We start from the raw sequence: 25,723 nt of genomic DNA on the forward strand, positions 1-25,723 counted from the left end.
ACCGTGACCGGCCGGCTGCTGCGGGTCCTCTCCGGCGCGGCCGTCGCCGGAGCGCTGCACGCGGCGGTCAACGTGGCGCTGGTGCGCCGCCCGCCGGCCGGGCCGCCGCCCGTGCGCCGGCCGGTCACCGTCGTGCTCCCGGTGCGTGACGAGCAGGCGCAGGTCGGCGGCTGCCTGACCGCGGTGCTGGCCCAGCAGGGGGTGCCCGACCTGCGCGTGGTCGTGGTGGACGACGGCTCGACCGACGGCACCGCCGACGTGGTCCGCTCGGTGGCCGACCTGCGGGTGCGCCTGGTCGCCGCCGCCGACCCGCCGCCGGGCTGGCTGGGCAAGCCGCACGCCTGCGCCACCGGAGCGGCCACCGGCGAGGAGCCGGGCGACGGCGTGCTGGTCTTCCTCGACGCCGACGTGCGGCTGTTCCCCGACGCGGTGGCCGGCGCGGTCGCCGTCCTCGACGCGCACGGCCTGGACCTGGTCTCCCCCTGGCCCCGGCCGGTCACCGCGACCGCGGCCGAGCGCCTGGTGCAGCCGCTCGGCCCGTGGCTGTGGATCACCACGTTGCCGGTGCGGCTGGCCGAACGGTCCCGGCGACCGTCGCTGACCGCGGCCAACGGCCAGTTCCTCCTCGTCCGGCGGTCGGCGTACGCGCGGGCCGGCGGGCACGGCGCGGTGCGCGGCGAGGTGATCGAGGACGTCGCGCTGGCGCGGGCGGTGAAGCGGGCCGGTGGTCGGGCGGTGCCGGTCGACGGGTCGCGGCTGGCCGCCTGCCGGATGTACGACGGCTGGCCGGCGCTGCGGGCGGGCTACGCCAAGTCGCTGTGGGCCTCGGTCGGCGGGTCGCCGGGAGCCAGCGTGGCGGTCGCGGCCGGGCTGACCGCCGTCTGGGTGCTGCCCGCCCTCGCGGCGCTGCGCGGGTCGCGGGCGGGGCTGGTCGGCTACGCGGCGGGCGTGGCCGGGCGGGCGGTGTCGGCCGCGGCGACCGGCAGCCGGGTCTGGCCGGACTCGCTGGCGCACCCGCTGTCGATGCTGCTGTTCGACGTCCTGCTGGCCGGGTCGGTGGCGGGCAGACGGCGGGGCACGCTGTCCTGGCGCGGCCGCCCGGTCGGCGGCGTCCCGGCCGCGCGGGAGACCATGACCGGGTGACCAGCCCGAACACCCGCGTCCACTTCGACCCCACGGCCATGGACGGCGGCGCCTTCTACCGGGTGCTCAACTCGATCGTCGTGCCCCGCCCGATCGCCTGGGTGGGCACCCGCTCGGCCGAGGGGCTGGTGAACCTGGCGCCGCACTCCTTCTACACGGTGGCGTGCGTGTCCCCACCGGTCGTGCAGTTCACCTCGGTCGGCCGCAAGGACACCCTGGACAACGTCGAGGCGACCGGGGAGTTCACCGTCAGCCTCACCCCGGAGTGGTTGTTCGAGCAGGTCAACGCCACGGGCACCGACTTCCCGCACGGGGTCAGCGAGGCCGAGGAGGTCGGTGTCGCGCTGGAGCCGAGCGAGCGGGTCGGCGTCCCCCGGGTCGCGGAGTCACCCGTCGCGGTGGAGTGCACGCTGCACTCGACGGTGCGCCTGGGTGACAGCACGGTGGTGTTCGGCCGGGTGCAGCTCATCAGCGTGTGGGAGAGCGCCGTCGAGGAGGGCCGGCCGCGCATCGAGCGGCTGCGGCCGCTGGCCCGCCTGGGCGGCAACGAGTGGACGGCGCTGGGCGAGGTCAAGGAGATCAAGCGGATCCCCTACCGCCGGTGGTCCGAGGACCCGACCATCGGCGAGCAGCTGCGCCGGGAGTAGCCGGACCCGCCGCACCGCGGTCAGGCTCCGTTCCGCCGTTCGGACCCCGGTCCCCCCGCGGCTGCGCGGGCTCAGCCCGGCAGGTGCGCGGCGACCTCGTCGGCGGCGCCGGGGCCGAAGGCGGCGGCGAAGCGCTCCAGGAAGGGCTCGCGCCGCAGCTCGTACTCCTGGGTGCCGATGACCTCGACCGCCTCGGTGGCGACCGCCGAGCCCAGCTGGGTGGCCCGCTCCAGGCCCAGCCCCCAGACCCGGCCGGCGATGAACCCGGCGCGCAGCGCGTCGCCGCCACCGGTGGGCTCGACCGGCTTGGTCTCCGGGACGGCGATCACCTCGATCGGCTCGGCCCCGGCCTGCCGCACGAGCACGCCGTCGGCCGCCCGCGTGGTGATCCAGGTGCCCACCCGGTCGAGCACCTCGCCGTCGCTCCACCCGGTCTTCTGCAGCAGCAGGGCGGCCTCGTACTCGTTGGTGAACAGCAGGTCGGCACCGTCGACCAGGTCGCGGATCATCTCGCCGTCGGCCCAGGCCAGCTGCTGGCTGGGGTCGGCGACGAAGGCGTAGCCGCGGTCCCGGCACTCCCGGGTGTGGCGCACCATGGCCGTCGGGTCGTTGGGTCCGACGACGACCAGGTCCAGCCCGCCCACGCGGTCGGCGACCGGGGCCAGCTCGATGGAGCAGGCCTCCGACATCGCGCCCGAGTAGAACGACGCGATCTGGTTGTTCACCGCGTCGGTCGTGCACACGAAGCGGGCGGTGTGCTTGAGCTCCGACCAGTGCACGCTCGCGGTGTCGACGCCGTGCCTCTTCAGCCAGGCGTCGTAGTCGGCGAAGTCGCTGCCGACGGCGCCCACCAGCACCGGCGCCAGCCCGAGCAGGCCCAGCCCGTAGGCCATGTTGGCCCCGGCGCCGCCGCGGTGCTGCACGAGGTCGTCGACCAGGAACGACAGCGACACGTTCTCCATCTGGCCCTCGACGAACTGCTCGGTGAACTTCCCCGGGAAGGTCATCAGGTGGTCGGTGGCGATGGAGCCGGTGACGACGACGGGCACGGGGGCGCTCCCTCGGGATGGCGTGCGGCGGGACGCCCGGTGGACGTCGGAAGACGACGCCCACACCTTAGGAGCCGCCCGGGCACCGCGCCCGCGGCCACCCTCCAGGGACCCGCAGGCCCCGTCCCGGGTCCCGACCTGAGCTCACGAGGGGTGGGCAGGACGGGGTCCTCCTCCGAGCGGCGGGGGCAGGGGGTCCTCCCTCAGTCGGCCAGCGCCCGCCGCAGCGCCGTCCCGAGCTGGGCGACGCCGACGACGCCGAGCAGGCAGCCGACCGCCGTCCCGCAGGTGACCACTGCCTCGGCCCACCCGAGGCCGGCCACCACCCCGGCCCCGCCGAGGGTGAAGCCGGTCATCACCACCCGGGTGGGGCGCTCCCAGACCGACAGCTCCCCCGTCTCGGTGACGCCGGCCTGCCCGGCCCGGGCGCGCAGGTAGTCCGGCAGCCAGCAGAGCGCGCCGAACCCCGCGGCCAGCCAGCCGGGGGCGCCGGCGACCCAGAGCGCGGCGGCGAACCCCCCCTCGCTGAGCCGGTCGACGGCCGAGTCCAGGACGAAACCCCGGCGCGACGCCCGGCCGGTCGCGATCGCGAGCGCGCCGTCCAACCCGTCGAGGAGGGCGGAGCACCCGACCAGCACCCCGGCGAGCACCAGCCACGGACCGCCGGCCGCGGCCGGGACGACGGCGGCCACGGCGACGAGCAGCCCCGCGACGGTCACCGCGACCGGCGGCAGCCCGGCGAACCGGCGGGCCAGCGCGTACACCCCGGACAACCAGCCGTGCACCAGCCGGCTGGTCGTCGGGTCGGCCCCGCCGTGCCACGTCGACCAGGCGGCGAGGTACTCCTCGCGGCTCAGCACGGCGCCCGCTCCACCAGCGCAGTCCACCAGGCTGCGGCGGCCGGGGACAGTGGTGGGGTGCTCGCCGGTCTCTCCCCCGCCCGCCGCCGCCTCGTTGTCACCGTCCTGGTCCTCGTCGTCGTCGCCGTCCTGGTCACCGGCGCGACCCTGCTGCTCGGCCGGCTGTCGGGCGCCGCCGGCCGGGAGCCGGTGTCGCAGTCGGAACCCGGGCCGGTGCTGCTGGTGCCCGGCTACGGCGGCTCCACCGCGTCGCTGCAGCCGCTGGCCGACCGGCTGTCCGCCGAGGGGCGCGACGCCACGGTGGTCGCCGTCCCCGGGAACGGCACCGGCGACCTCGGGGAGTCCGCCGACGTGCTGGACGAGGCCGCCGACGCGGCGCTGGAGCGGACCGGTGCCGGCAGCGTGGATGTCGTCGGCTACTCCGCCGGTGGCGTCGTCGCCCGGCTGTGGGCGGCCGACGGCGGCACGGACGTCGCCCGCCGCATCGTCACGCTCGGCTCCCCGCACCACGGCACCGCACTGGCCGACCTGGCCGGGTCGCTCGCCCCGGACCAGTGCCCGGAGGCCTGCCGGCAGCTCGCCCCCGGCAGCCCGCTGCTGGTCGACCTCAACGCCGGCGACGAGACGCCGGAGGGGCCCGTCTGGATCTCGATCTGGACGGCGCAGGACCAGACGGTGACCCCGCCGGAGTCCGCCCGGCTGGAGGGGGCGCTGGAGCTGCCGGTGCAGTCGGTCTGCGCGGACGCCCGCGTCGCCCACGGCGACCTGCCGCGCGACCCGCTGGTCCAGGCGATGGTGCTCGAGCAGCTCGGGGTCGCCGCCCCGTCCGCGCTGGGCCCCGCGGACTGCGGCCGGCTGAGCCGCTGACCTGCGGCTGTCCGCCCGTCTCGAAGGAACACCACCGCTGGGGCGCGCCGAGGTCCTCCCCTCACCGGCCGCGGCGCACGTCCGCCCGGTGCGCTGCTAGCTGGTGACGTCCTTGGTGGTGAAGTTCGCCCAGGCCGCGGCCAGCAGCACGCCGACGTAGACGCCCTGCAGCGCCAGCCCGCGCACGACGTCCCGCCACAGGACCGGGTCGCGGAACAGGTCGACGAACGCCAGCCAGTACCGGGTGGGCAGGTAGGGCGCGATCGGTGAGGCGGCGTCCAGGGTGAACAGCAGCGAGGAGGTGACCAGCACGGCGAGCGCGCCGAGCGCGGCGGCCAGCGGTGAGTCGGTGAGCGTGGAGAAGAACAGCCCGAAGGCGGCGACGCCGAGCATGGAGACCGTCACGTAGCCGATCGCCATGAGGCTGCGGCCGGCCAGCTCCTGCTGCGACAGCGAGGTGCCCGACACCGACGTCCCGCCGCCGACGGGCTGGGCGTCGAACAGCGTCGTCCCCACGACGTAGCCCACGCCCGCCACCACCAGCACGGTCACCAGCACGAACGCCATGAGCGCGACCAGCTTGGCGACCAGCAGCCGGGTGCGCCCGGACGGGCGGACCAGCAGGTAGCGCAGCGTGCCCGCCTGCGCCTCGCCGGCGACGGCGTCCCCGGCGACGACGGCGACCGCGATGGGCAGGAACAGCGGCAGCACGATGGCCAGCGCCGCCAGCGGGAACAGCGCGCCGTTGGTCAGGACGGCGGACAGGAACGGCGGCCCCTCCCCCGGCCGGGGCGCGAGGTCGGTCAGCTGCACGAGGACGGCGACCAGCACCGGCAGCGCGTTGAGGACGGCGATCGTCACCCAGGTGCGCGGACGGCGGAACAGCTTGCGCAGCTCGACGCCGATCACCGGGCCGCCTCCACCCGGTCGGCGCTGGTGCCGGCCGCGGCGAGGACGACCTCCTCCAGGGTGGGCCGCTGCAGCGCCAGCCCCGTCACCGGCACCCCCGCGCCCACGAGCACCGCGTTGACCTCGGCCGGGTCGGTGCCGCGCACCACCACCCGCGAGCCGTCGACGCCGAGCACCCGCCCGTCGAGCACCGCCCGCACCCGGTCGGCGGCCGGGGTGTCCACCACCGTGGCGCCGGTGGGCGCGGTCAGCCGGGCCAGCTCGTCCTGCAGCACCAGCCGGCCGCGGTCGAGCACGCCGACGCGGGTGCACAGCTGCTCGACCTCGGCCAGCAGGTGGCTGGAGAGGAACACCGTCGTCCCGCCGCGGTTCAGCTCGAGCAGCAGGTCCCGGATCTCGTGGATCCCCTGCGGGTCCAGGCCGTTGGTGGGCTCGTCGAGCACCAGGAGCTCGGGACGGCGCAGCAGCGCGGCGGCCAGCCCCAGCCGCTGCCGCATGCCGAGGGAGTAGGCGCGCACCGGCCGCCGGTCGATGCCGCCGAGCCCCACCTGCTCGAGCACCTCCTCGATCCGGGCCCGGCGGGTGCGCCGGGAGCCGCCCGGCCCGGCGGCGTCGATCAGCCCGAGGTTGGCCCGCCCGGACAGGTGCCCGTGGTGCGCCGGCCCCTCGACCAGCGCGCCGACACGGGGCAGCACGCGGCGGCCGGCGCGCGGCATCCGCCCGCCCAGCAGCTCGACCTCGCCGGCGGTGGGGAGCACCAGGCCCAGCAGCATCCGCACCGTCGTCGTCTTCCCCGAGCCGTTGGCGCCGAGGAAGCCGTAGACGTCACCGGCGCGGACGTGGAGATCGATGCCGTCGACCGCGCGCAGCCGGCCGTAGCGCTTGACCAGCCCCCGGGTGCGGATCACCGAGCTCATGACGCGGCCCCGGGCAGCCGGCGGGCGGCGTCGGCCAGCGCGTCGAGGGTGACCGTGCCGGTGAGCACGTAGGCCGGGCCGTCGGGCGGGGTCACCAGCATCAACCCCAGCGGGCCCGCGGCGACCCGGGTGCCGAGCTCGTCGGTGACGGCGTCCGGGCTCGCGGTCAGCGCCTCGCGCAGCCCCCCGGCCAGCCGGCCGGGCACCGGCGCGGCCGCCAGCAGGGTCACGCCGCGGCCGTACACCCCGACCGCGTCGGGCACCCCCTCGAAGCTCCGCCGCGGCAGGCCGGCCAGTTCCCGCGGGAGCCGCACGTCCGGCGCCCGCTCCTCGGCCTGCGCGATCAGCCCCTCGGTGTCGGGCGCGGTCAGCAGGGTGGCCTCCGGCGGCGGGGTGAAGGCGACGACGTCCGCCGGGGGGACGGCGAGGTCCAGGTCGAGGAAGCGGGTGTCCAGCGCCGCCAGGTCGGCGTCCTCGGCGAACACCTCCACCTGCAGCGGCAGCCCGCTGGCGGGGTCGACCCAGACGTCGACCCGACCGACGGACGAGGCGGCATCGGCAGGCACCAGCCGCAGCCCCAGCGCGTCGCGGCCGGCCACCCGGCGCGCTCCGGCGCGGGAGAGCTCGTCGTCGGCGGCCTCGGACAGCAGCCGGCGGCCGAGGGCGGCGGGCAGCAGGTCCGGCGGGGCGGGCAGCGCGAGAGACGCCGGGGTGCCGCGGGTGGCGGTGCCGGCCTCGAAGTCCCACGTCCAGGTGCCGCCGGGGTCGCGGTGCACGCCGGTCTCCCCGGCTCCGCTGACCACGTCGACCCGGTGCTCCGCCGGGCCGCGCCACCACACCCGCATCAAGGTGCGGTCGCTGAACAGGTCGGCGACGTCGGTGAGCCGCTCGGACACCGGCAGGGCCAGCCCCCCGGCCGACACCGCGTAGCCGGAGAAGCCCACGTCCTCGCTGGCCAGCACCGCGGCGCGCAGCTCGGCGGCGGGCGCGTCGGCGTCGTCGGCCGGCAGCGCCGCCACGACCGAGGGCAGCGCCACCAGCACCGCGACGAGCAGGCCCACCGCCGCCCACCGGGCGGACGCGCCCCGCCCCCGTGCCGCCATGCGCCCCACGGTACGAGCGGACGGCGACCCGCCGGGGCCGGGCCGACTAGTGGGACGCAGCGGACTTGCGCCGGTGCACCGTGAGGTTCATGACCAGCACGATCAGCGCCCCGACGACGAGCCCGACGAGCGCGCTGGCCACGGTGTTGACGAGCCACCCCACGACCCCGCCGAGCGCTCCGGTGGCGTCGTGCGCGAGTTCCTCCAGGTGGTGCACGGCGCCGTAGACGGCGTGCAGCCCCAGCTCGTCCGAGCCCACCAGCAGGATGTGCCCACCGACCCACAGCATCGCCGCGGTCCCGACCACGGTCAGGGCCGTGAGCAGCCGCGGCATCGCCTTCACCAGTCCGTGGCCGAACCGGGAGATCCCCTTCCCGGGGCGCTGGGACAGGGACAACCCGACGTCGTCCATCTTCACGATGAGGCCGACGACGCCGTAGACGAGGATCGTGATGCCGACCGCGACGACCGCGAGGATCACCGCGCGGGACCAGAAGCCCTCGTCGGCCACCTCGTTCAGCGAGATCACCATGATCTCCGCCGAGAGGATGAAGTCGGTGCGCACGGCCCCGGTCACGATCGTCTTCTCGTCCGGGAGCGCCTGCTCCACCGATCCGTGGGCCTCGGAGTGGCCGCTGAGCTTGTGCCAGACCTTCTCCGCGCCCTCGTAGCACAGGTAGGCCCCGCCGACCATGAGGATCGGGGTGAGGAGGAACGGCAGGAACTGGCTGAGCAGCAGGATGGCGGGGAGGATGATCACCAGCTTGTTGCGCAGCGAGCCCAGGGCGATGCGCTTGATGATCGGGATCTCGCGCTCGGCGGCCAGGCCGTGCACGTACTGCGGCGTGACGGCCGTGTCGTCGACGACGACACCCGCGGCCTTGACGCTGGCTCGTCCTGCAGCCGCCCCGATGTCGTCGACGGACGCGGCGGCGGCGCGCGCCAGGACCGCCACGTCGTCGAACAGGGCTACGAGTCCACCGGCCACGTGACGTCCTCCCAGTTGGTCTGCACTCGTGTGCAGTCTCGGCGATCATGGCCCGTCCGGCCGCACCGGGCGACTCCCCGCTCGGCATCTCGGGCAGGACTACCCGGCTGGGGACACGCCGAACGCCCCGTGGAGGCGCGTCCTCCGGCGACCGGGACCGGCACCCTGGAGCGACGGGCTGCTCACCGGGCGCAGCAGGAGGGCAGGACCATGCGGACGGCGGACGACGGCGCGGCGCTCTGGCCGGACCGGTACCTCACCGACGGCCGGCTGGTCGTCGTCCGGTCGCCCCGGCGCGAGGCGTCGTCACGGCGGGCCCGGCTGCGCGCGGTCGCCGTCCGGCTGGACCGGGCCGCCCGTGCCCGGCTGCGCGTGCCGTCTCCGGCCCCCGAGCCGCCGCAGCCGGCACCCGAGGCGGCGTTCGCCGCGTGGGACACCACCGAGGCGCGGGTCGCCGCGGCCGCCGGGCGGGCGTGGACGGAGACGGTGCGCGAGCCCTCCTGGTCCTCGCCGCTGCTGGCGGCGAGCCGCTTCGACGGCCGGGCCGACGTCGACCGCATCGTCGACCTCGCGCTGCGCATCCGCTCGGCTCGCGTCTCCCTGGGGCTGCGCCCGGCCGGGACCGCGGCGGAGTACTGGGACCGCCAGTCCGCCGCCCTGGAGGCCGCGGCGCTCCGGCTCGGGCGCCGCGCCGACGCGCTGATCCGCTACCGCGACCAGGCCGCGCTGCTCTCGGCCGAGCTGCGCCAGCTCGCGGACCTGGAGCGGCTGGAGCGCAGCGCCGCGGAGGTCGACGGGATCACCGCCGCGACGTCGGCGCTATCCGGCCGGGGGGACGGCGACCTGCGCGGGGTGGCCGACGAGATCGCCGCGGTGCGGGGCGCGGTCGCCGAGCTGGTCGAGCTGATGACCCGCACCCGGGCGCCGCTGGCCGAGCCGCCGGACTGACCCGCTCGGGCAGCGCCCGCAGCCCCCTCCCCTCGGGACAGGCCGTGGGGGGGACGGCGGTCGTCCGCGCGACGCGGCCGCCTCGGCGGGCGGTGTGCGCTCGCGGCGCGTTCGGGGGCCGGAGTGCGCCGCAACCGCACACCACCAGCCCACCCGCGTGCATGGCCCGGCGGCGACCGGGGGTAGAGCGACCCCATGGCGCCTCCCATCGGCGACGCGGTCGTCGTCGACGTCCTCCGCCGGGTCGACCGGCTGACCGCCCCGCTGGTCCGCCGGCTGGGCCGCCCACCGGAGCTGCCCCGGGCCGAGCGCGAGGAGTGGTGGGCCGACCGGGTGACCCGCGTCGCCGCGGGCGTCAGCGCCGTCCCCCGCCTCGCCGGCAAGCTGGCCGACCTGCTGCCGTTGCAGAACACCGTCGGCTCGGCGGTCCAGGCGCTGGTCGTCGGCGGGGTGGCCGCGGAGCACGGCGTCCAGGACGAGGCCGAGCGGGTGTCGCTGCTGGCGGCGGTGCTGCTGGACCGCGACCTGCCCGCCGAGCGCGTGCGGCCGCTGCTGGCCCGCGCCCGTGGCGCCTACGCCGACGACGTCCTCGGGGGGAGGGAGGACCGCAGCGCCGTCCGCACCCTGTGGCGGGTCGCCCGGCTGCTGAGCCGCATCGACGACACCCTCGACGCCCGGCCCAAGGGCAAGCTGCGGCACCGGGCGCTCGCCAACCTGCCGGTGGTCGGCACGATCGGCGGCTACGCGGCCGAGCGGGAGGGCCTGCGCCGGGCTGCGGCCGAGACGGCGGCGCTGCTGGCCGACCGCGCCGGCCGGACCCCGGCGGCCGGACCCGGGAGCCGGCCGGCCGACCCGGCTCAGTGAGGGGAACCGACCGCCGCGAGGTTGGCGTGGACCTCGCGGGTCGCCGTCGACCGGTTCATGGTGATGAAGTGGATGCCCGGCACGCCCTCGGCCAGCAGCGTCCGGCACAGCTCCGTGGCCACCTCGACGCCGTAGGCCCGCACCGCCGCCTTCGCCTCGGGGGTGTCGCCGTCCAGCTCGGCGAAGCGGGCGGCCAGCTGCTCGGGGAACGCCTGCCCCGACAGCTGCACGATCCGGGTGATCTGCCGGGCGTTGGTCACCGGCATGACCCCCGCGATGATCGGCACCTCGCAGCCGGTGGCGGCCACCCGGTCGCGCATCCGCAGGTAGTCCTCCGCGCGGAAGAACATCTGCGTGATGGCGAAGTCGGCGCCGGCCCGGCACTTGCGCACGAACATCGCGACGTCGGTGTCGAAGTCCGGCGACCGCGGGTGCCGCTCCGGGAAGGCGGCCACCCCGACGGAGAAGTCGCCCATCGAGCGGATCAGCTCGACCAGCTCCGCGGCGTACTGCAGCCCCTCCGGGTGGGCCACCCACTCCGCCTGCGGGTCGGCGCCCGGCGGGTCGCCGCGCAGCGCCAGCAGGTTGCGCACCCCCGCGGCGGCCAGCCGGCTGACCACGTGCCGCAGCTCGGCGACGCTGTGGTCGACGGCGGTCAGGTGGGCCAGCGGGGTCATCGTCGTCTCGGTGGCGATGCGCTCGGTGACCGACACGGTGCCCTCGCGGGTCGACCCACCGGCGCCGTAGGTGACCGACACGAACGACGGCTGCAGCCGCTCCAGGTCGCGCAGCGCCGTCCACAGCTGGGTGGCGCCCTCGGGGGTCTTGGGCGGGAAGAACTCGAAGGACCACGTCGGCCGGCCCTCGTCGAGCAGCTCGCGCACGGTCCGGCTCATGGACAGCGAGGATACGGACCGGCCACCCCGGGAGCCGCCCTGCATCCGGACGGCGCCGGTCGGGCGAAGCACCCCTGGCACTGCTGCACCCCCGGCCCCAGGAGGCTCGACCCGTGGCCCTGACCCACTCCACCCCGATCCCGGCCGCGCCAGATCGGGTCGCGCGCGATACTCGGTCCGTGATCGCCGGGGCGCAGCAGCGCGAGACTCCCGTCCTCCGCCCGGCTCCCCCGCCGGCCGCCGCCGAGATCGACCGCGTCCGCGCGGCCGTCTCCGCCGCCCTCACGGGCTTCCTCGACGTGCAGCGGCAGACGCTCGCGGCGATGGACGAGTCGCTGCTGCCGGTGGTCGATGAGGTGCGTGCCCTGGCCGACGGCGGCAAGCGGCTGCGCCCGCTGTTCGCCTACTGGGGCTGGCGCGGTGTCCGCGGCGAGCGCCCGGGCGAGTCCGACGCCGCCGTGCTCCGGGCGGTCGCCGCGCTGGAGTTCGTGCACGCCAGCGCCTTGGTCCACGACGACGTCATGGACGGCGCGCTGACCCGCCGGGGCCGCCCGGCCACCCACGTCGGCTTCGCCGCCCGGCACGGCGACGGCGCGCTCGCCGGGGACGGCGACACCTTCGGCATCGGCGCGGCGATCCTCGTCGGCGACCTCGCCCTGGTGTGGTCCGACGAGCTGCTGCGCCGCTCGGGCATCTCCACCGCCGCCCTGTCCCGGGCCCGCACCGTCTGGGACACCATGCGCACCGAGGTGACCGCCGGGCAGTACCTGGACCTGCTGCGCGCCGCCGGCGGCCTGCCCGGCGCCCAGGGCGCGCTGACCGTGGCGCGCTACAAGAGCGCCGGCTACACCGTGCAGCGGCCGCTGCAGCTGGGCGCGGCCATCGCCGGCGCCGGCCCGCGCGCCGTGGAGCTCTACACCGCCATCGGCCTGCCGCTGGGCGAGGCGTTCCAGCTGCGCGACGACGTGCTCGGGGTGTTCGGGGACCCGACGGTCACCGGGAAGTCCGCCGACGACGACCTGCGCGAGGGCAAGCAGACGCTGCTGGTCGCCCTGGCCGAGGAGGCCGCGGACGACGCCGGCCGGCAGCTGCTGGGCGAGGCGCTGGGGAACCCCGGGGCCGGGCCGGAGGAGTTCGAGGCGCTGCGGGCGCTGATGGAGTCCACCGGCGCCCGCGCGCAGGTCGAGCAGCGGATCGCCGAGCGCACCGCGCTCGCCCGCACCACCATCGCCGACGCCCCGCTGGCCGACGACGCCCGGGCCGCGCTCGACGCGCTGGCCGTCGCCGCGACCACCCGCACCGCCTGATGGTCCGCACCGTCCCCGGGCGCACCGACCGCGTCGTCGTCGTCGGCGCCGGCCTCGCCGGGCTGTCCGCGGCGCTGCGGCTGCGTGGCGCCGGCCGGGAGGTCACCGTCGTCGAGCGCGCCGCCGGCCCGGGCGGGCGTGCCGGGCGGATCGAGGAGCGCGGCTACGCCCTCGACACCGGCCCGTCGGTCTTCACCGCCCCCGAGCTGGTCGCCGACGCCCTCGCCGCGGTCGGCGAGAAGCTCGAGGACCGGCTGCAGCTGGTCCCGCTGGAGACCACCTACCGCGCGCAGTTCGCCGACGGCTCGCACCTGGACGTGCACGCCGACGTCGACGCCTTCGCCGCCGAGGTCGAGGCGCTGTGCGGTGCGGGTGAGGCCGCGGCGCTGCGCCGGTACCTGGCCGACCTGGCCGAGCTGTACCGGCTGCAGCTGACCACCTTCATCGACCGCAACCTCGACACCCCGCTGGACCTGCTGGGCCCCCAGCTGGTCCAGCTGGCCCGGCGCGGCGGCTTCGGCCGGCTGTCCCGGCACGTCGAGCGGTTCTTCACCGACGACCGGCTGCGCCGGCTGTTCAGCTTCCAGGCCCTCTACGCGGGGGTCTCGCCGTACCGCGCGATCGCCGCCTACGCCGTCATCGCCCAGCTCGACATCGGTGCCGGCGTCTGGCACCCGGTGGGCGGGATCGCCGCCGTGCCCCGCGCGATGGCCGCCGCGGCCGCCGACGCCGGCGTGACCCTGCGCCACGACACCGGGGTGCGGGAGCTGGAGGTCAGCGGGTCGCGGGTCACCGGCGTGCTGCTGGACGACGGCGAGCGGCTGCCCGCCGACGCCGTCGTCGTCACCGTCGACCGGCCGGAGACGCTGGTGCCCGGGTTCCGGCGGCTGCGGCGGCCGGTGTACTCGCCGTCCTGCGTGGCCGTGCACGTCGGCGTCCGCAGCGAGCTGGCCGGCCAGGCGCACCACACGATCAGCTTCGGCGCCGCCTGGCGGGAGGTCTTCGACGAGCTGACCCGGGACGGCCGCCCGATGACCGACCCGAGCCTGCTGGTCAGCATGCCGTCGCACACGGACCGCAGCCTCGCCCCCGAGGGCGGCCAGGTGCTGAGCATCGTCGCGCCCACCCCGAACCTCGACCCGCACAGCGGCGGCAACCCCGACCTGGACTGGGCCACGCTCGGCCCCCGCTACCGCGACGAGGTGCTCGCGGTGCTGGAGTCCCGCGGCTGGACCGGCCTGACCGGCGCGATCGAGGTCGAGCACGTCGACACCCCGCTGACCTGGGCGGCGCAGGGCATGGCCGCCGGCACGCCGTTCGCGCTGGCGCACACCTTCGGCCAGACCGGCCCGTTCCGGACGCCGACGCTCCCCAGGCGCGGCCCGGAGAACGTCGTCCTCGCCGGCTCGTCGGTGCAGCCCGGCGTCGGCGTGCCCATGGTCGTCATCAGCGGCCGGCTCGCCGCCGAACGGATCACCGGACGGGACCCCCGATGACGCTCGTCGACCCGCCGCGCACGCAGGCCGAACGGCAGGCGCTGCTCGACGCCGCCTACCGGCACTGCGCGGCGATCAACGCCGAGCACGGCAAGAGCTACCACCTGGCCACCCGGCTGCTCACCGCCGACCGGCGCCCGGCCGTCCACGCCCTCTACGCCGCCGCGCGCACCGCCGACGACCTCGTCGACCACCCCGGCGCGGACCCGTCCGGCGACCTGGCCGACTGGTCCCGCGCGCTGCTCGCCGAGCTGGAGGCCGGCTGGTCCGACGACCCGGTGCGGCTGGCCACCGTGCACACCTACCGCCGGTACGCCATCCCCGTCGAGCACCTGGTGGACTTCCTCGCCGCCATGACCAGCGACCTCACCGTCACCGGCTACGCGGACATGGCCGCGCTCGACCGGTACATGTGGGGGTCGGCGTCGGTGATCGGGCTGCAGGTGCTGCCCGTGCTCGGCACCGCGCCCGGCGTCGCCCGCGAGGAGGCGGCGCCGCACGCGATCGCGCTGGGCGAGGCGTTCCAGCTGACCAACTTCCTGCGCGACGTCGCCGAGGACGTCGACCGCGGCCGGGTGTACCTGCCCGCCGACGTCATGGCCGCGCACGGCGTCACCCGCGAGCAGCTCGCCGAGAAGCGGTACGACGCGGCCTTCCGCGAGCTGATGCGGGAGATGGTCGCGATCGTGCGCCGCCGCTACGACGACGCCGCCCCGGGGACGCCGATGCTCGCGCCGGAGTCCCGCGACTGCGTGCGCGCGGCCACCGACCTCTACGGCGGCATCCTCACCGAGATCGAACGGGCCGACTACCGGGTGCTCGACCGCCGGGTGCGGGTGTCCAGGCCGCGCCGCCTGGCGGTGTTCGCCCGCCGGTTGACCGCCGCCCAGCTGGCCAGGGTCAGGGTCACCATGGCGAAGCCGAACAGCAGGTCCTCGACCGGCGCGTAGGCGATCCGCGAGCCCCAGATCGTGTCCGGGTCGTAGGTGACGACCTCCAGCCCGGTCAGCACGCCGTTCATCAGCAGCTGGAACGTGATGATGATCGCGTAGGCCACCCAGAACACCGGCCGGGTGACCATCCGGGTGCGGTAGACGGCCAGGTCCAGCACGAGGACGGCGACGACGGCGGTCACCGCGAGCGCCGAGTAGCTCACGCGCCGGCCTCCTCGGGCGGGTAGCCCGCGTCCCAGCCGGTGACCTTCCGCACCGCCTCCAGCGCCAGCACCGAGCACAACGGGACGACGAGGAAGAACAGCACCTCCTCCACCGGGATCCCCCCGGGCAGCCGGACACCGAGGGTCAGCTCGCCTGAGTAGTCCCAGTGCCCCTGCGCGATCGCGTACAGCACCCAGACGACGAAGACGGCGAACTCCGGCGCGACCGCGACCAGCAGCCGTCGCCAGCGGGCGTACACCCGGACCCGCAGCAGCAGCTCCAGCGGCGCGGTGACGACCAGGCAGCCGGCCAGCAGCGCCAGGTAGGTCAGCTGCCCCATGCCGCTCCCCGCCCTGCCCGGACCGTCAGAACGCCAGCGCCTGGGCGCGCCGGGTGACCTCGGTGTGCCGGTCGCCGCGCAGCGCCTCGACGGGGGTGCCGGGGAGGGTCTCGTCGGCGCGGAACAGCCACTCGAAGACCTCCTCGTCCCGGAAGCCGCCGTCCTTGAGCACGGTGATCAGGCCGGGCAGGTGCTTGAGGACGGCGCCGTCCTGGAGGAAGTCGGCCGGGATCCTGCTGTTGCCGCTGCCGGGGACGGCCATGAGCTTGTTCTCGCGCAGCAGCTGGCGGACCCGGTTCGGCGAGACCCCCAGTACGCCGGCGACCTCCGCGGGGGTGAGCGTCTCCATGACGTCCGAGCCTATGACCCCCGCCGTCCGTCGTCCCCGGGACGCCGTCCGGCCGCCGGGCTGCCCGGATACGATGGGCCGGGGCCGTGACTGGCGCTGCTGAGGTGGACCACCACCGGGGAGCGGCCCGCACCACCCCGCCGGGCGCCTGGGCACCCACCCGTCGTCCCCTCGCGCTGGAGCCCTCCCATGACCGACGTTCCCACGACCGACGCCACCGCCTCCTTCGATGCCGACGCCGCCTCGGCCGCCTACCGCAGCGCGCTGCAGGTCATCGGCGCGGTCGAGCCCCGGGTGGCCGACGCGATCGGCGCCGAGCTCGCCGACCAGCGGGCCTCCCTGAAGCTGATCGCCAGCGAGAACTACGCCAGCCCCGCGGTGCTGCTCACCATGGGCAACTGGCTGTCGGACAAGTACGCCGAGGGCACCGTCGGGCACCGCTTCTACGCCGGCTGCCAGAACGTCGACACCGTCGAGGCGCTCGCCGCCGAGCACGCCCGCGAGCTGTTCGGCGCCCCGCACGCCTACGTCCAGCCGCACTCGGGCATCGACGCCAACCTCGTGGCCTTCTGGGCGGTGCTGGCCTCCCGCGTGGAGTCCCCGGCACTGGAGAAGGCCGGCGTCCGGCACGTCAACGAGCTCACCGACTCCGACTGGGCGGCGCTGCGCCGCCAGCTCGGTGACCAGCGGATGCTCGGCATGTCCCTGGACGCCGGCGGCCACCTGACCCACGGCTTCCGCCCGAACATCAGCGGCAAGATGTTCGAGCAGTCCTCCTACGGCACCGACCCCGGGACCGGGCTGCTCGACTACGACGCCGTCCGCGCCCGGGCCCAGGAATTCCGGCCGCTGATCCTCATGGCCGGCTACTCCGCCTACCCCCGCCGCGTCGACTTCGCGAGGATGCGCGAGATCGCCGACGAGGTGGGCGCCACGCTCGTCGTCGACATGGCCCACTTCGCCGGCCTCGTCGCCGGGAAGGTGTTCACCGGCGACTTCGACCCGGTGCCGCACGCCCACGTCGTCACGACCACGACGCACAAGTCGCTGCGCGGCCCGCGGGGCGGCATGGTGCTGGCCCAGCCCGAGTACGCCGACGCCGTCGACCGCGGCTGCCCCATGGTGCTCGGCGGCCCGCTGCCGCACGTCATGGCCGCCAAGGCCGTCGCCTTCGCCGAGGCCCGCCAGCCGGCCTTCGCCGGGTACGCGCAGCGCATCGTCGACAACGCCGTCTCCCTCGCCGAGGGGCTGACCCGCCGCGGCGCGCGGCTGGTCACCGGCGGCACCGACAACCACCTGGTGCTCGTCGACGTCTCCGGCTTCGGCCTCACCGGCCGCCAGGCGGAGTCCGCGCTGCTGGACGCCGGCATCGTCACCAACCGCAACGCCGTCCCGGCCGACCCCAACGGCGCCTGGTACACCTCCGGCATCCGGCTGGGCACCCCGGCGCTGACCACCCGCGGCTTCGGGGCGGACGAGTTCGACCGCACCGCCGAGCTGATCGTCGACGTCCTGTCGAGCACGACGCCGACCGCCACCCGCGACGGCTCGCCGTCCAAGGCCCGGTACGCGACGGCCGACGGCCTGGCCGACCGGACCCGCGCCGCGGCCGCCGAGCTGCTGGACCGGCACCCGCTCTACCCCGGCCTGGAGCTCTGAGGGACGGGGCGCGGCCGAGGGTCTCGCCGAGCGGGGGGCCGGGGGCTCCTCCGGGGCGGGACGGTTGCAGGACCCTCTGCCCCCATCGCTCGCGAGCTCGCGGTGGGGGCAGGGGGCCGACAGGTCAGGTGGTCGCGGTGGCGTCCGGAGGACGCCGGTGTTGTTGTGACGGGTGAACCCGTCACACCGGCCGACGCGCCGCGTGTACGGCCTGCGCAGGACCGACACGCTCCTACACTCGGCCGGGTGGACACCGCCGTGACCGACCCCGTGGTCGGCCTCGTCCTCGAGGGGAGATACCTGCTCGAGGAGCGCCTCGCCCGGGGCGGGATGTCCACCGTCTACGCCGCCACCGACCTGCGGCTGCACCGGACGGTCGCGGTCAAGGTCATGGCCGAGCACCTGGCCCACGACCCGACGTTCGTCGACCGGTTCACCCGCGAGGCGCGGGCCGCGGCCATGCTCAGCCACCCCAACGTCGTCTCGGTCAGCGACCAGGGCAGCGACCAGGGCCTGGTCTTCCTCGTCATGGAGCTGGTCCGCGGGCGCACCCTGCGCGACCTGCTGCAGGCCCGCGGCCGGCTCACCGTCGCCGAGGCCTTCGCCGTCCTGGAGCCCGTGCTCTCCGGGCTGACCGCCGCCCACCGCGCCGGGATCGTGCACCGCGACATCAAGCCGGAGAACGTCCTCATCGGCGCCGACGGCGTGGTGAAGGTGGCCGACTTCGGCCTCGCCCGCGCGCTCACCGGCACCGGGCAGACCAGCCACACCGGCGGCGTGCTCATCGGCACGGTCGCCTACCTCTCCCCCGAACAGCTCGAGCGCGGCAAGGCCGACGCGCGCAGCGACGTGTACGCCGCCGGCGTCGTCCTCTACGAGATGCTCACCGGCCACCCGCCCTACGGCGGCGACACCCCGCTGGCGGTGGCCTACCAGCACGTGCACCACGACATGCCGCGGCCGTCGGAGGAGGTGCCCGGCCTGCCGTGGGAGGTCGACGAACTGGTCGCACGAACCACCCGCCGCGAGCCCGCCGTCCGCCCGCTGGACGCAGGCGCGTTCCTCGCCGACCTCGAGGACGTGCGCAACGACCTGAGCATCGAGCGCGTGCCGGTGCCCACCGGGCGCAGCACCGGCGGCCCGGAGGTCCTGCGGCCGACGAACCGGCCCAGTCACCCGGCCCGGCACACCGGCGAACCGGCCGCCCCGCGCACCGAGGTGCTCGGCCCGGGCGGCACCCGGCCCGGCCGCGGCAACCGCACCTCGATGCTCCCGGGCACCGTCGGCGGCGCGGCGCCCGACGCCGGCGGACGGCGGCCCGCGCCCGGGCGGGCGCGACCCGGCGTGCCCGCGCACATCCGGCAGCGCCGCGCCCGCCTCGCCGTCGCCCTCGTGCTGCTCACGGCGGTCACCATCGGTGCGGTCGGCTGGTGGCTGGGCTCCGGGCGGTGGACGACGGTGCCGCAGCTGACCGGGCGGGAGCAGGCCGCGGCCATCGACCTGCTGCAGGAGGCGGGCCTGGACCCCGACTGCTGCGACGAGCAGTTCAGCGAGGACGTCCCCGACGGCGTGGTCATCTCCGCCCAGCCCGAGGGCGGCGAGGCGATCCGCGGCACCGACGTCCGGCTGGTGGTCTCCAAGGGCCCGGAGCGGTTCACGGCCCCCCCGGACCTGGTCGGCCAGCCGCTGGACGCGGTCCGTGCCGCGCTCGAGGGGGTCCCGGTGGCCACCCGCGAGGTCCAGGACTACGACGACGAGGTCCCGGTGGGCCACGTCACCGGCTTCAAGCCCGAGGCCGGCACCGAGCTCAAGCGCGACGAGGAGCTGGTGGTCTACGTCAGCCGCGGGCACGCGCCGGTGCCGGTGCCCGCGGTCGTCGGGCTCTCCCCGGAGCAGGCGACGGCCAACCTGGAGACGCTCGGCTTCACCGTCGAGCGCAGCGAGGGCCGCAGCGCCGACGTCGACCTCGGCGAGGTCATGGCGGTCGACCCGGCCGCCGGCCAGCAGGCGCCCTACCGGAGCACCGTCACCCTCCAGGTGTCGGCCGGGCTGCCGCAGGTGCAGGTGCCGGACGTGGTCGGCCGCAGCCAGCAGGAGGCGGCCGCACTGCTGCAGCAGGCCGGCCTGCAGGTGCAGGTCAGCCAGTTCTACGGCGACCGCGTGTTCCGGCAGAGCCCGCCCGCCGGGCAGACGGTCGACATCGGCACCCCGGTGACGATCCTGGTGACGTTCGGACAGGACTGAGGACGCTGCGCACTGCTGCCGGTGTGCCGCCGATCGGGGCGCACATCCAGATCAAGGGCGGGCTGGCCACGGGCGGGCTGGCCTACACCGACGCGGTCGCCGCGCGGGCCGTGCAGGTCTTCGTCGGCAACCCGCGGGGCTGGCGGCTGACCCCCGGCGACCCCCGGCAGGACGCGCGGTTCACCGCCGGCTGCGCCGAGCGCGGGGTGCCCTCCTTCATCCACACGCCGTTCCTGGTCAACGTCGGGTCCCCCACCGAGGCGACCGTCGAGCAGTCGGTGGCCACCATCGCGCACAACCTCGCCCGCGGCGCCCAGCTCGGCTGCCGGGGCGTCGTCGTGCACGCCGGCTCGGCCGTCGGCGAGGACCGCTACGAGGACGCGCTGCGCCAGCTGCACGAGCGGCTGCTGCCGGTGCTGGAGGCCGCGCCGGACGACGGTCCGCGGCTGCTGGTCGAGCCGACCGCCGGCGGCGGGAGGTCGCTGGCCGCCACGGTCGAGGACCTCGGCCCGTACTTCGCCGCGCTCGAGGACCACCCGCTGCTCGGCGTCTGCTTCGACACCTGCCACGCCTGGGCGGCCGGCCACGAGCTGACCGTGCCCGGCGGGATGGCCGGCACCCTCGACGCGCTGGAGGCCACCGTCGGTCCCGGCCGGCTGGGCCTGGTGCACGCGAACGACTCCCTGGACGAGTGCGGCTCCAAGCGGGACCGGCACACCACCATCGGGGCGGGCTCGATCGGCGTCGCCCCGTTCGCGGAGCTGCTCGCCCACCGGTCGATGGCCGGCGTCCCGGTCGTCGTCGAGACGCCGAGCGAGCGGGACGGCGTGGCCTCGGCCGGGCACGCGGCCGACATCGCGCTGCTGTGCTCGCTGCGTGACGGGACCGTGCAGGCCCAGGCCCCAGCCGCCTGAAGCAGGCCCCCCCCGGCCCCCACCACTCGCGAGCTCGGCGGGACCCTGCCCGGGGGCGAGCGGAGCGGCGGTCCCCGTCGTTCGGCGTGTCCGGCCGACACGCCGACGTGACACTCCGAACCGCAGCCGTCACTTGCGGTGATCCATGTCGCGACGTTGGCTACAGGTCCCTGCGGTCGCCCGGCCGCGGCAGAGCCTCTCGAGGAGCCGTCCCTTGCCCACTCGTCGCACCCTGGCTGCCGCCGTCCTCGCAGCCCTCGCGACCGCCGGCCTCGGCGTTCCGGCCGGTCCCGCCGCCGCGGCACCGCCCGACGGTCCGCGTGCCACCTACGTCGTCACCGTCGACCGCGCCACCCTGCCCGCCGAGGCGGCGGAGGGGGCCCGCGGCATCGGGGGTCGTGTCGACCACGTCTACTCGACGGCGCTGACCGGCTTCGCGGTGACGCTGCCGGAGACCGCTGCCGCCCGGCTGTCGACCATCCCCGGGGTGGTCGCCGTCGAGCGCGACCAGGTCGTCACCCTCGACGGGACCCAGTCCGGCGCGACCTGGGGCCTGGACCGCACCGACCAGCGGGACCTCCCGCTCAACGGGACCTACGGCTACAGCGGGACCGGCGCGGGCGTCACCGCCTACGTCATCGACACCGGCATCGCCGCCGGGCACGCGGAGTTCACCGGCCGCCTGGGCGCCGGGTACGACGTGGTCGACGGCGGCACGCCCGACGACTGCAACGGCCACGGCACCCACGTCGCGGGCACCATCGGCGGGACGACGTACGGCGTGGCCAAGTCCGTCCAGCTGGTCGGCGTCCGCGTGCTCGGCTGTGACGGCAGCGGCACCACCGCGGGCGTGGTGGCCGGGATCGACTGGGTGACCCGGACGCACCAGGCCGGCGCCCCCGCGGTGGCCAACATGAGCCTCGGCGGCGGGGCCAGCACGGCCATCGACACCGCGGTGAAGAACTCCATCGCCGACGGCGTCACCTACGCGGTGGCGGCCGGCAACGGCAACTCCGCCGGCGTGGCCCAGGACGCCTGCACCTCCTCTCCCGCGCGGGTTGCGGGCGCACTGACCGTCGGGGCCACCGACCAGGCCGACCAGGCGGCGTCGTTCAGCAACTACGGGCGCTGCGTCGACCTGTTCGCCCCGGGCGTGGGCATCACCAGCGCCTGGCACACCGGCGCCACGGCGACCAGCACGATCAGCGGGACGTCGATGGCCACGCCGCACGTCGCGGGGGTCGCTGCGCTCGTCCTGTCATCGACGCCGTCGGCGCAGCCCGCCGCGGTCGCCACGACAGTCACCGGCACGGCGACGACCGACCACGTCGTCCTGTCCCGCACGGCGGCCCGGGCCGGCACGCCGAACCGGCTGCTGTTCAGCTCCTACTGACCCGGCGTCGCCCGCGAGGGAGCACACGTCAGGCGCCCGCTCCGCAGCAGCGAGAGGGCGCCTGACGTGTGTTCGGACCGCCGTCGACCCCGCGCGGCGACCACCGGCGGCCTCCCTGCAGGGTCCCGCCGAACTCGCGGGTGCCGGGGCAGGGAGGTCCCCTCAGCGGTCGAGCAGCTCGGCCAGGACGTCGGCGGCGCGGTCGACGCCCTCCCGGTCGACGCCGAGGTTGGTCACCAGCCGCAGCCGACGGGCGTCGGTCTGGCTGACCAGCACGCCCCGCGCCTTGGCGGCCTCGGCCACGGCCGGCGCCGGGACGCCGCCCAGCCGGACCAGGTTGGTCTCGACCGTCGCGGGGTCGAGCCCGAGCCGCTTGGCCAGCAGCTGCGCGTGCTCGTGGTCCTCGGCCAGCCGGTCGAGGTGGTGGTCGAGTGCGTACAGCCCGGCCGCGGCGAGCACCCCGGCCTGCCGCATCCCGCCGCCGAGCCGCTTGCGCCACAACCGGGCGGCGGCGATCCGGTCGGCCGAGGCGACGAGCACCGAGCCGACCGGCGCGCCCAGCCCCTTGGACAGGCAGACCGAGGCGGTGTCGGCGAGCCGGCCGTAGGTGACGAGGTCGACGCCCGAGGCCACGTGCGCGTTCCAGATCCGGGCGCCGTCGAGGTGCACGTTCACCCCGGCCTGGCGGGACCAGTCCCACAGCGCCTGCAGCTGGTCCAGCGGCTGCACCAGCCCGCCGCCGCGGTTGTGCGTGTTCTCCACGGCCACGGCGGCCGTCGCGGTCAGGTGCCAGTTGCCGTGCGGGCGCACCTGGTCGACCAGCTGCGCGACGTCGAGCCGGCCGCCGTCGGAGACCACGGTGCGGGTGGAGATGCCGAACAGCACCGCGGCGGCGCCCATCTCGTAGGTGACGATGTGCGCCTCGGAGTCGCAGAGCACCTCCTGGCCGGGCTCGCAGACCAGGCGCAGCCCGATCTGGTTGCCCATCGTCCCCGACGGCACGAACAGCCCGGCCTCGTGCCCGAACAGGCCGGCCACGCGCTCCTCGAGGGCGCGGATGGTCGGGTCCTCGCCGTAGACGTCGTCGCCGACCTCGGCCTCGGCCATCGCCCGGCGCATGCCGGGCGTCGGCCTGGTGACGGTGTCGGAGCGCAGGTCGATCACGTCAGCCACGCAGCATCTCCGCGACCAGGAAGGCGAGCTCCAGCGACTGCCCGGTGTTCAGCCGCGGGTCGCAGGCGGTCTCGTACCGGCTGTTCAGGTCCTCGTCGCTGATCTCCATGGCGCCGCCGAGGCACTCGGTGACGTCCTCGCCGGTGAGCTCCACGTGGATGCCACCGGGCCAGGTGCCCAGCGCCCGGTGCACGTCGAAGAAGCCGAGCACCTCGTCGACGACCCGGTCGAAGTGCCGGGTCTTGTAGCCGGTGGAGGACTCGTGGGTGTTGCCGTGCATCGGGTCGCACTGCCAGACGACCTGGTGGCCGCTGGCGGTGACCTTCTCCACGATCGCCGGCAGGACGTCGCGGATCTTCCCGTTGCCCATCCGGCTGATCAGGGTGAGCCGCCCCGGGATGCCCTCGGGGTCGAGCCGCTCGACCAGCTCGGTCGCCTGCTCGGGGGTCGTCGTCGGGCCGATCTTCACGCCGATCGGGTTGGCGATCCGCGACATGAACTCCACGTGCGCGCCGTCGAGCTGGCGGGTCCGCTCGCCGATCCAGACGAAGTGCGCCGAGGCGGCGTAGGGGCGGCCCTCGTGGACCCGCAGCAGCGCCCGCTCGTAGTCGAGGATCAGCGCCTCGTGGCTGTTGTAGAGCTCCACGCCGCGCAGCGCGGTGTCGTCGACGCCGCAGGCCTTCATGAACGCCAGGGCGCGGTCGATCTCGCGGGCGATCACCTCGTAGCGCACGCCCGCCGGGGAGCTGGCGACGAAGTCCTTGTTCCAGTCGTGCACCGCGTGCAGGTCGGCCAGGCCGCCGCGGGCGTAGGCGCGGATCATGTTCATCGCGGCCGCGGAGTTGGCGTAGGCGCGCACCAGCCGGTTCGGGTCGGGGATCCGCTTCTCGAGCACCGGCTCGAGGTCGTTCACCATGTCGCCCCGGTAGGAGGGCAGACCCAGCGCGTCGGTGTTCGACGACCGCGGCTTGGCGTACTGCCCGGCCACCCGGCCCACCTTGACCACCGGCACGCTGGCGCCGTAGGTCAGGACGACGGCCATCTGCAGCAGCGTGCGCGTGGTGCTCTGCAGGTGCGCGTCGGTGTTGAGGTCGAAGGTCTCGGCGCAGTCCCCGCCCTGCAGCAGGAACGCCCGGCCCTGCGCCACCTCGGCCAGCCGCGTGCGCAGCTCGTCGACCTCGGTGGGCGCCACGATCGGCGGCACGGAGGAGAGGGTGGCGAGGACGGCGTCCAGCGCGGCACGGTCGGGCCACTCCGGCTGCTGGGCGACGGGCAGCTGCCGCCAGCGGTCCAGGTCGGGCAGCGAGGTCGCCGGGTCGGAGAGTGTCACGCCTCCAGAGGGTACCGGCGGGTCGACCGCAGCCCTCCGGAACGGCCTCTCTGCGGGGGTCCCGCCGTCGGCCCCGTCCCGGGTCGCGCCCCGAGCGCGCGGAGGGCGGGGAGGACGGGGTCCTCCCTCAGCCGAAGAAGACCTCGACCTCGGCGTAGCGCTCCACGGGGACGAGCTTCAGCTGCGCGGTCGCCTCGGCCAGCGGCACCCGCACGATGTCGGTGCCGCGCAGCGCGACCATGACGCCGATCTCGCCGGCGTGCACCGCGTCGAGCGCGGCCAGCCCGAAGCGGGTCGCCAGCACCCGGTCGAACGGCGACGGGGTGCCGCCGCGCTGGATGTGCCCGAGGACGACGGCGCGGGCCTCCCGGCCGGTGCGCGCCTCGATCAGCGAGGCCAGGGCCGTGCCGATGCCGCCGAGCCGGACGTGGCCGAACGCGTCGCGCTCCCCCGTCGCCACCACCAGGTCGCCGTCCTTGGGCGAGGCGCCCTCGGAGACCACCACGATCGGCGAGTACCCGGAGTCGAACCGGCGCTGGCAGTGCTCGACGACCGCGTCGACGGAGAAGGGCTGCTCGGGGATGAGGACGACGGTGGCGCCGCCGGCCATCCCCGCGTGCAGCGCGATCCAGCCCGCGTGCCGGCCCATCACCTCGACGACCAGCGTGCGGTGGTGGCTGTCCCCGGTGGTGTGCAGCCGGTCGATGGCCTCGGTGGCCACGCCGAGGGCGGTGTCGAAGCCGAAGGTGTAGTCGGTGGCGTCCAGGTCGTTGTCGATGGTCTTGGGGACGCCCACCACGCGCACGCCGGCCTCGGCGAGCCTGGTGGCCACGCCCAGGGTGTCCTCGCCGCCGATCGGGATGAGCGCGTCGACGCCGAGCCGCTCCAGCGTGGCCAGCACCCGGTCCCCGCCCCCCTGCAGCGCGTAGGGGTTGGTCCGCGAGGTGCCCAGGACCGTTCCGCCGCGGGGCAGGATGCCGCGGACGGCGGCCAGGTCCATCGGCACGGTGTCGCCCTCGAGCACCCCGCGCCAGCCGTCCCGGAAGCCGACCACCTCGTCGCCGGACTGGACGCTCTTGCGCACGATCGCGCGGATGACCGCGTTGAGGCCCGGGCAGTCGCCGCCGCCGGTCAGGATGCCGATGCGCATGGTGCCGTCCTCCGGGAAGG

General features: G+C 75.8%; 24 protein-coding genes, 1 pseudogene and 1 riboswitch. Of the genes and pseudogenes, 12 read left to right on the plus strand and 13 right to left on the minus strand.

Features of this window, described 5'->3' with window-relative positions; all coding sequences use genetic code 11:
- The first annotated feature begins 3 nt into the window (after window positions 1-3).
- Window positions 4-1,143, plus strand: a complete 1,140-nt coding sequence (locus BMW27_RS05840) for a glycosyltransferase family 2 protein (RefSeq protein ID WP_175486380.1) — start codon at window positions 4-6, stop codon at window positions 1,141-1,143.
- Complete coding sequence (locus BMW27_RS05845) at window positions 1,140-1,790, plus strand: flavin reductase family protein (protein ID WP_217638051.1); 651 nt, start codon at window positions 1,140-1,142, stop codon at window positions 1,788-1,790. The genes BMW27_RS05840 and BMW27_RS05845 overlap by 4 nt, the downstream gene beginning before the upstream one ends.
- A gap of 71 nt (window positions 1,791-1,861) precedes the next feature.
- Here the strand turns inward: BMW27_RS05845 and BMW27_RS05850 are convergent, their stop codons facing one another.
- On the minus strand, window positions 1,862-2,839 hold the full coding sequence (locus BMW27_RS05850; protein WP_091440506.1) for a carbohydrate kinase family protein: 978 nt from the start codon (window positions 2,837-2,839) through the stop codon (window positions 1,862-1,864).
- A 203-nt stretch (window positions 2,840-3,042) separates the two neighbouring features.
- Window positions 3,043-3,699, minus strand: coding sequence for a CDP-alcohol phosphatidyltransferase family protein (locus tag BMW27_RS05855; RefSeq protein ID WP_091440508.1), 657 nt, complete (start codon window positions 3,697-3,699; stop codon window positions 3,043-3,045).
- Window positions 3,700-3,756: 57 nt separating this feature from the next.
- On the opposite strand from BMW27_RS05855, the gene BMW27_RS05860 reads away from it, so the two are divergent.
- Complete coding sequence (locus BMW27_RS05860; protein WP_091440511.1) at window positions 3,757-4,566, plus strand: lipase family alpha/beta hydrolase; 810 nt, start codon at window positions 3,757-3,759, stop codon at window positions 4,564-4,566.
- A gap of 96 nt (window positions 4,567-4,662) precedes the next feature.
- Here BMW27_RS05860 and BMW27_RS05865 read toward each other — a convergent pair whose 3' ends face one another.
- Genes BMW27_RS05865 through BMW27_RS05880 form a run of 4 tightly spaced genes read right to left on the minus strand, consistent with a single transcriptional unit; the run spans window position 4,663 to window position 8,483 of the window.
- On the minus strand, window positions 4,663-5,475 hold the full coding sequence (locus BMW27_RS05865) for an ABC transporter permease (protein ID WP_091440513.1): 813 nt from the start codon (window positions 5,473-5,475) through the stop codon (window positions 4,663-4,665).
- Complete coding sequence (locus BMW27_RS05870) at window positions 5,472-6,392, minus strand: ABC transporter ATP-binding protein (protein ID WP_091440515.1); 921 nt, start codon at window positions 6,390-6,392, stop codon at window positions 5,472-5,474. The genes BMW27_RS05865 and BMW27_RS05870 overlap by 4 nt, the downstream gene beginning before the upstream one ends.
- A complete protein-coding gene (locus BMW27_RS05875; RefSeq protein ID WP_245743327.1) occupies window positions 6,389-7,495 on the minus strand; it encodes a sigma-E factor regulatory protein RseB domain-containing protein in 1,107 nt (368 codons plus the stop codon). The genes BMW27_RS05870 and BMW27_RS05875 overlap by 4 nt, the downstream gene beginning before the upstream one ends.
- Before the next feature lie 46 nt (window positions 7,496-7,541).
- The gene (locus BMW27_RS05880; protein ID WP_091440518.1) at window positions 7,542-8,483 is read right to left on the minus strand and encodes a DUF808 domain-containing protein; all 942 of its coding nucleotides are present in this window, start codon (window positions 8,481-8,483) and stop codon (window positions 7,542-7,544) included.
- A 210-nt stretch (window positions 8,484-8,693) separates the two neighbouring features.
- Between BMW27_RS05880 and BMW27_RS05885 the strand changes: the two genes are divergently transcribed.
- Together BMW27_RS05885 and BMW27_RS05890 are read left to right on the plus strand one after the other, a co-directional pair.
- Window positions 8,694-9,431: a hypothetical protein gene (locus BMW27_RS05885; RefSeq protein WP_091440521.1), complete on the plus strand. Its 738-nt coding sequence runs from the start codon at window positions 8,694-8,696 to the stop codon at window positions 9,429-9,431.
- Window positions 9,432-9,626: 195 nt separating this feature from the next.
- Window positions 9,627-10,295, plus strand: coding sequence for a hypothetical protein (locus tag BMW27_RS05890; protein WP_091440523.1), 669 nt, complete (start codon window positions 9,627-9,629; stop codon window positions 10,293-10,295).
- Here BMW27_RS05890 and metF read toward each other — a convergent pair.
- Window positions 10,289-11,191, minus strand: coding sequence for a methylenetetrahydrofolate reductase [NAD(P)H] (gene metF, locus BMW27_RS05895; protein ID WP_091440525.1), 903 nt, complete (start codon window positions 11,189-11,191; stop codon window positions 10,289-10,291). The two genes, BMW27_RS05890 and metF, sit on opposite strands and share 7 nt — an antisense overlap.
- Window positions 11,192-11,370: 179 nt before the next feature.
- Here metF and BMW27_RS05900 point away from each other — a divergent pair, with 179 nt between their 5' ends.
- Genes BMW27_RS05900 through BMW27_RS05910 form a run of 3 tightly spaced genes read left to right on the plus strand, consistent with a single transcriptional unit; the run spans window position 11,371 to window position 14,944 of the window.
- On the plus strand, window positions 11,371-12,498 hold the full coding sequence (locus BMW27_RS05900; RefSeq protein WP_091440527.1) for a polyprenyl synthetase family protein: 1,128 nt from the start codon (window positions 11,371-11,373) through the stop codon (window positions 12,496-12,498).
- Window positions 12,498-13,994 carry a phytoene desaturase family protein gene (gene crtI, locus BMW27_RS05905; RefSeq protein WP_091440530.1) on the plus strand — a complete coding sequence of 499 codons (1,497 nt, stop codon included), beginning with the start codon at window positions 12,498-12,500 and terminating at the stop codon, window positions 13,992-13,994. Before BMW27_RS05900 ends, crtI begins: the two co-directional genes overlap by 1 nt.
- Window positions 13,991-14,944 (plus strand): phytoene/squalene synthase family protein, encoded by a 954-nt coding sequence (locus BMW27_RS05910; protein WP_217638052.1) that lies wholly within the window; start codon window positions 13,991-13,993, stop codon window positions 14,942-14,944. The genes crtI and BMW27_RS05910 overlap by 4 nt, the downstream gene beginning before the upstream one ends.
- On the opposite strand, the pseudogene BMW27_RS24470 reads toward BMW27_RS05910, so the two are convergent.
- The 3 genes and pseudogenes from BMW27_RS24470 to BMW27_RS05925 form a co-directional block, all read right to left on the minus strand.
- A pseudogene (locus BMW27_RS24470) lies at window positions 14,941-15,228 on the minus strand (hypothetical protein); the annotation flags it as partial. The gene BMW27_RS05910 and the pseudogene BMW27_RS24470 sit on opposite strands and share 4 nt — an antisense overlap.
- Window positions 15,147-15,491, minus strand: coding sequence for a lycopene cyclase domain-containing protein (locus BMW27_RS05920; protein ID WP_091440537.1), 345 nt, complete (start codon window positions 15,489-15,491; stop codon window positions 15,147-15,149). The pseudogene BMW27_RS24470 and the gene BMW27_RS05920, both read right to left, overlap by 82 nt.
- Window positions 15,492-15,516: 25 nt before the next feature.
- Complete coding sequence (locus BMW27_RS05925; RefSeq protein WP_091440540.1) at window positions 15,517-15,840, minus strand: Rv2175c family DNA-binding protein; 324 nt, start codon at window positions 15,838-15,840, stop codon at window positions 15,517-15,519.
- Between the two features lie 76 nt (window positions 15,841-15,916).
- Window positions 15,917-16,001, plus strand: a riboswitch (ZMP/ZTP riboswitch).
- A 28-nt stretch (window positions 16,002-16,029) separates the two neighbouring features.
- Between BMW27_RS05925 and BMW27_RS05930 the strand changes: the two genes are divergently transcribed.
- From BMW27_RS05930 to BMW27_RS05945, 4 genes are all read left to right on the plus strand, one after another.
- Window positions 16,030-17,499 carry a glycine hydroxymethyltransferase gene (locus BMW27_RS05930; RefSeq protein ID WP_091440543.1) on the plus strand — a complete coding sequence of 490 codons (1,470 nt, stop codon included), beginning with the start codon at window positions 16,030-16,032 and terminating at the stop codon, window positions 17,497-17,499.
- Between the two features lie 246 nt (window positions 17,500-17,745).
- A complete protein-coding gene (gene pknB / locus BMW27_RS05935; protein WP_175486381.1) occupies window positions 17,746-19,743 on the plus strand; it encodes a Stk1 family PASTA domain-containing Ser/Thr kinase in 1,998 nt (665 codons plus the stop codon).
- Window positions 19,744-19,766: 23 nt separating this feature from the next.
- Window positions 19,767-20,657 (plus strand): deoxyribonuclease IV, encoded by an 891-nt coding sequence (locus BMW27_RS05940; RefSeq protein ID WP_091440546.1) that lies wholly within the window; start codon window positions 19,767-19,769, stop codon window positions 20,655-20,657.
- A 214-nt stretch (window positions 20,658-20,871) separates the two neighbouring features.
- Window positions 20,872-22,050, plus strand: a complete 1,179-nt coding sequence (locus BMW27_RS05945; protein ID WP_217638053.1) for a S8 family peptidase — start codon at window positions 20,872-20,874, stop codon at window positions 22,048-22,050.
- 162 nt (window positions 22,051-22,212) lie between these two features.
- Here BMW27_RS05945 and BMW27_RS05950 read toward each other — a convergent pair whose 3' ends face one another.
- The 3 genes from BMW27_RS05950 to BMW27_RS05960 all read right to left on the minus strand — a co-directional run bounded on the left by BMW27_RS05950 (window position 22,213) and on the right by BMW27_RS05960 (window position 25,703).
- On the minus strand, window positions 22,213-23,223 hold the full coding sequence (locus BMW27_RS05950) for a threonine aldolase family protein (RefSeq protein ID WP_091440551.1): 1,011 nt from the start codon (window positions 23,221-23,223) through the stop codon (window positions 22,213-22,215).
- Window positions 23,216-24,553, minus strand: coding sequence for a class II 3-deoxy-7-phosphoheptulonate synthase (locus BMW27_RS05955; RefSeq protein WP_091440553.1), 1,338 nt, complete (start codon window positions 24,551-24,553; stop codon window positions 23,216-23,218). The genes BMW27_RS05950 and BMW27_RS05955 overlap by 8 nt, the downstream gene beginning before the upstream one ends.
- Window positions 24,554-24,680: 127 nt before the next feature.
- Window positions 24,681-25,703, minus strand: coding sequence for a 6-phosphofructokinase (locus BMW27_RS05960; RefSeq protein WP_091440555.1), 1,023 nt, complete (start codon window positions 25,701-25,703; stop codon window positions 24,681-24,683).
- Window positions 25,704-25,723: the final 20 nt, after the last annotated feature.

Source organism: Geodermatophilus poikilotrophus (assembly GCF_900111455.1).
GTDB lineage: Bacteria > Actinomycetota > Actinomycetes > Mycobacteriales > Geodermatophilaceae > Geodermatophilus > Geodermatophilus poikilotrophus.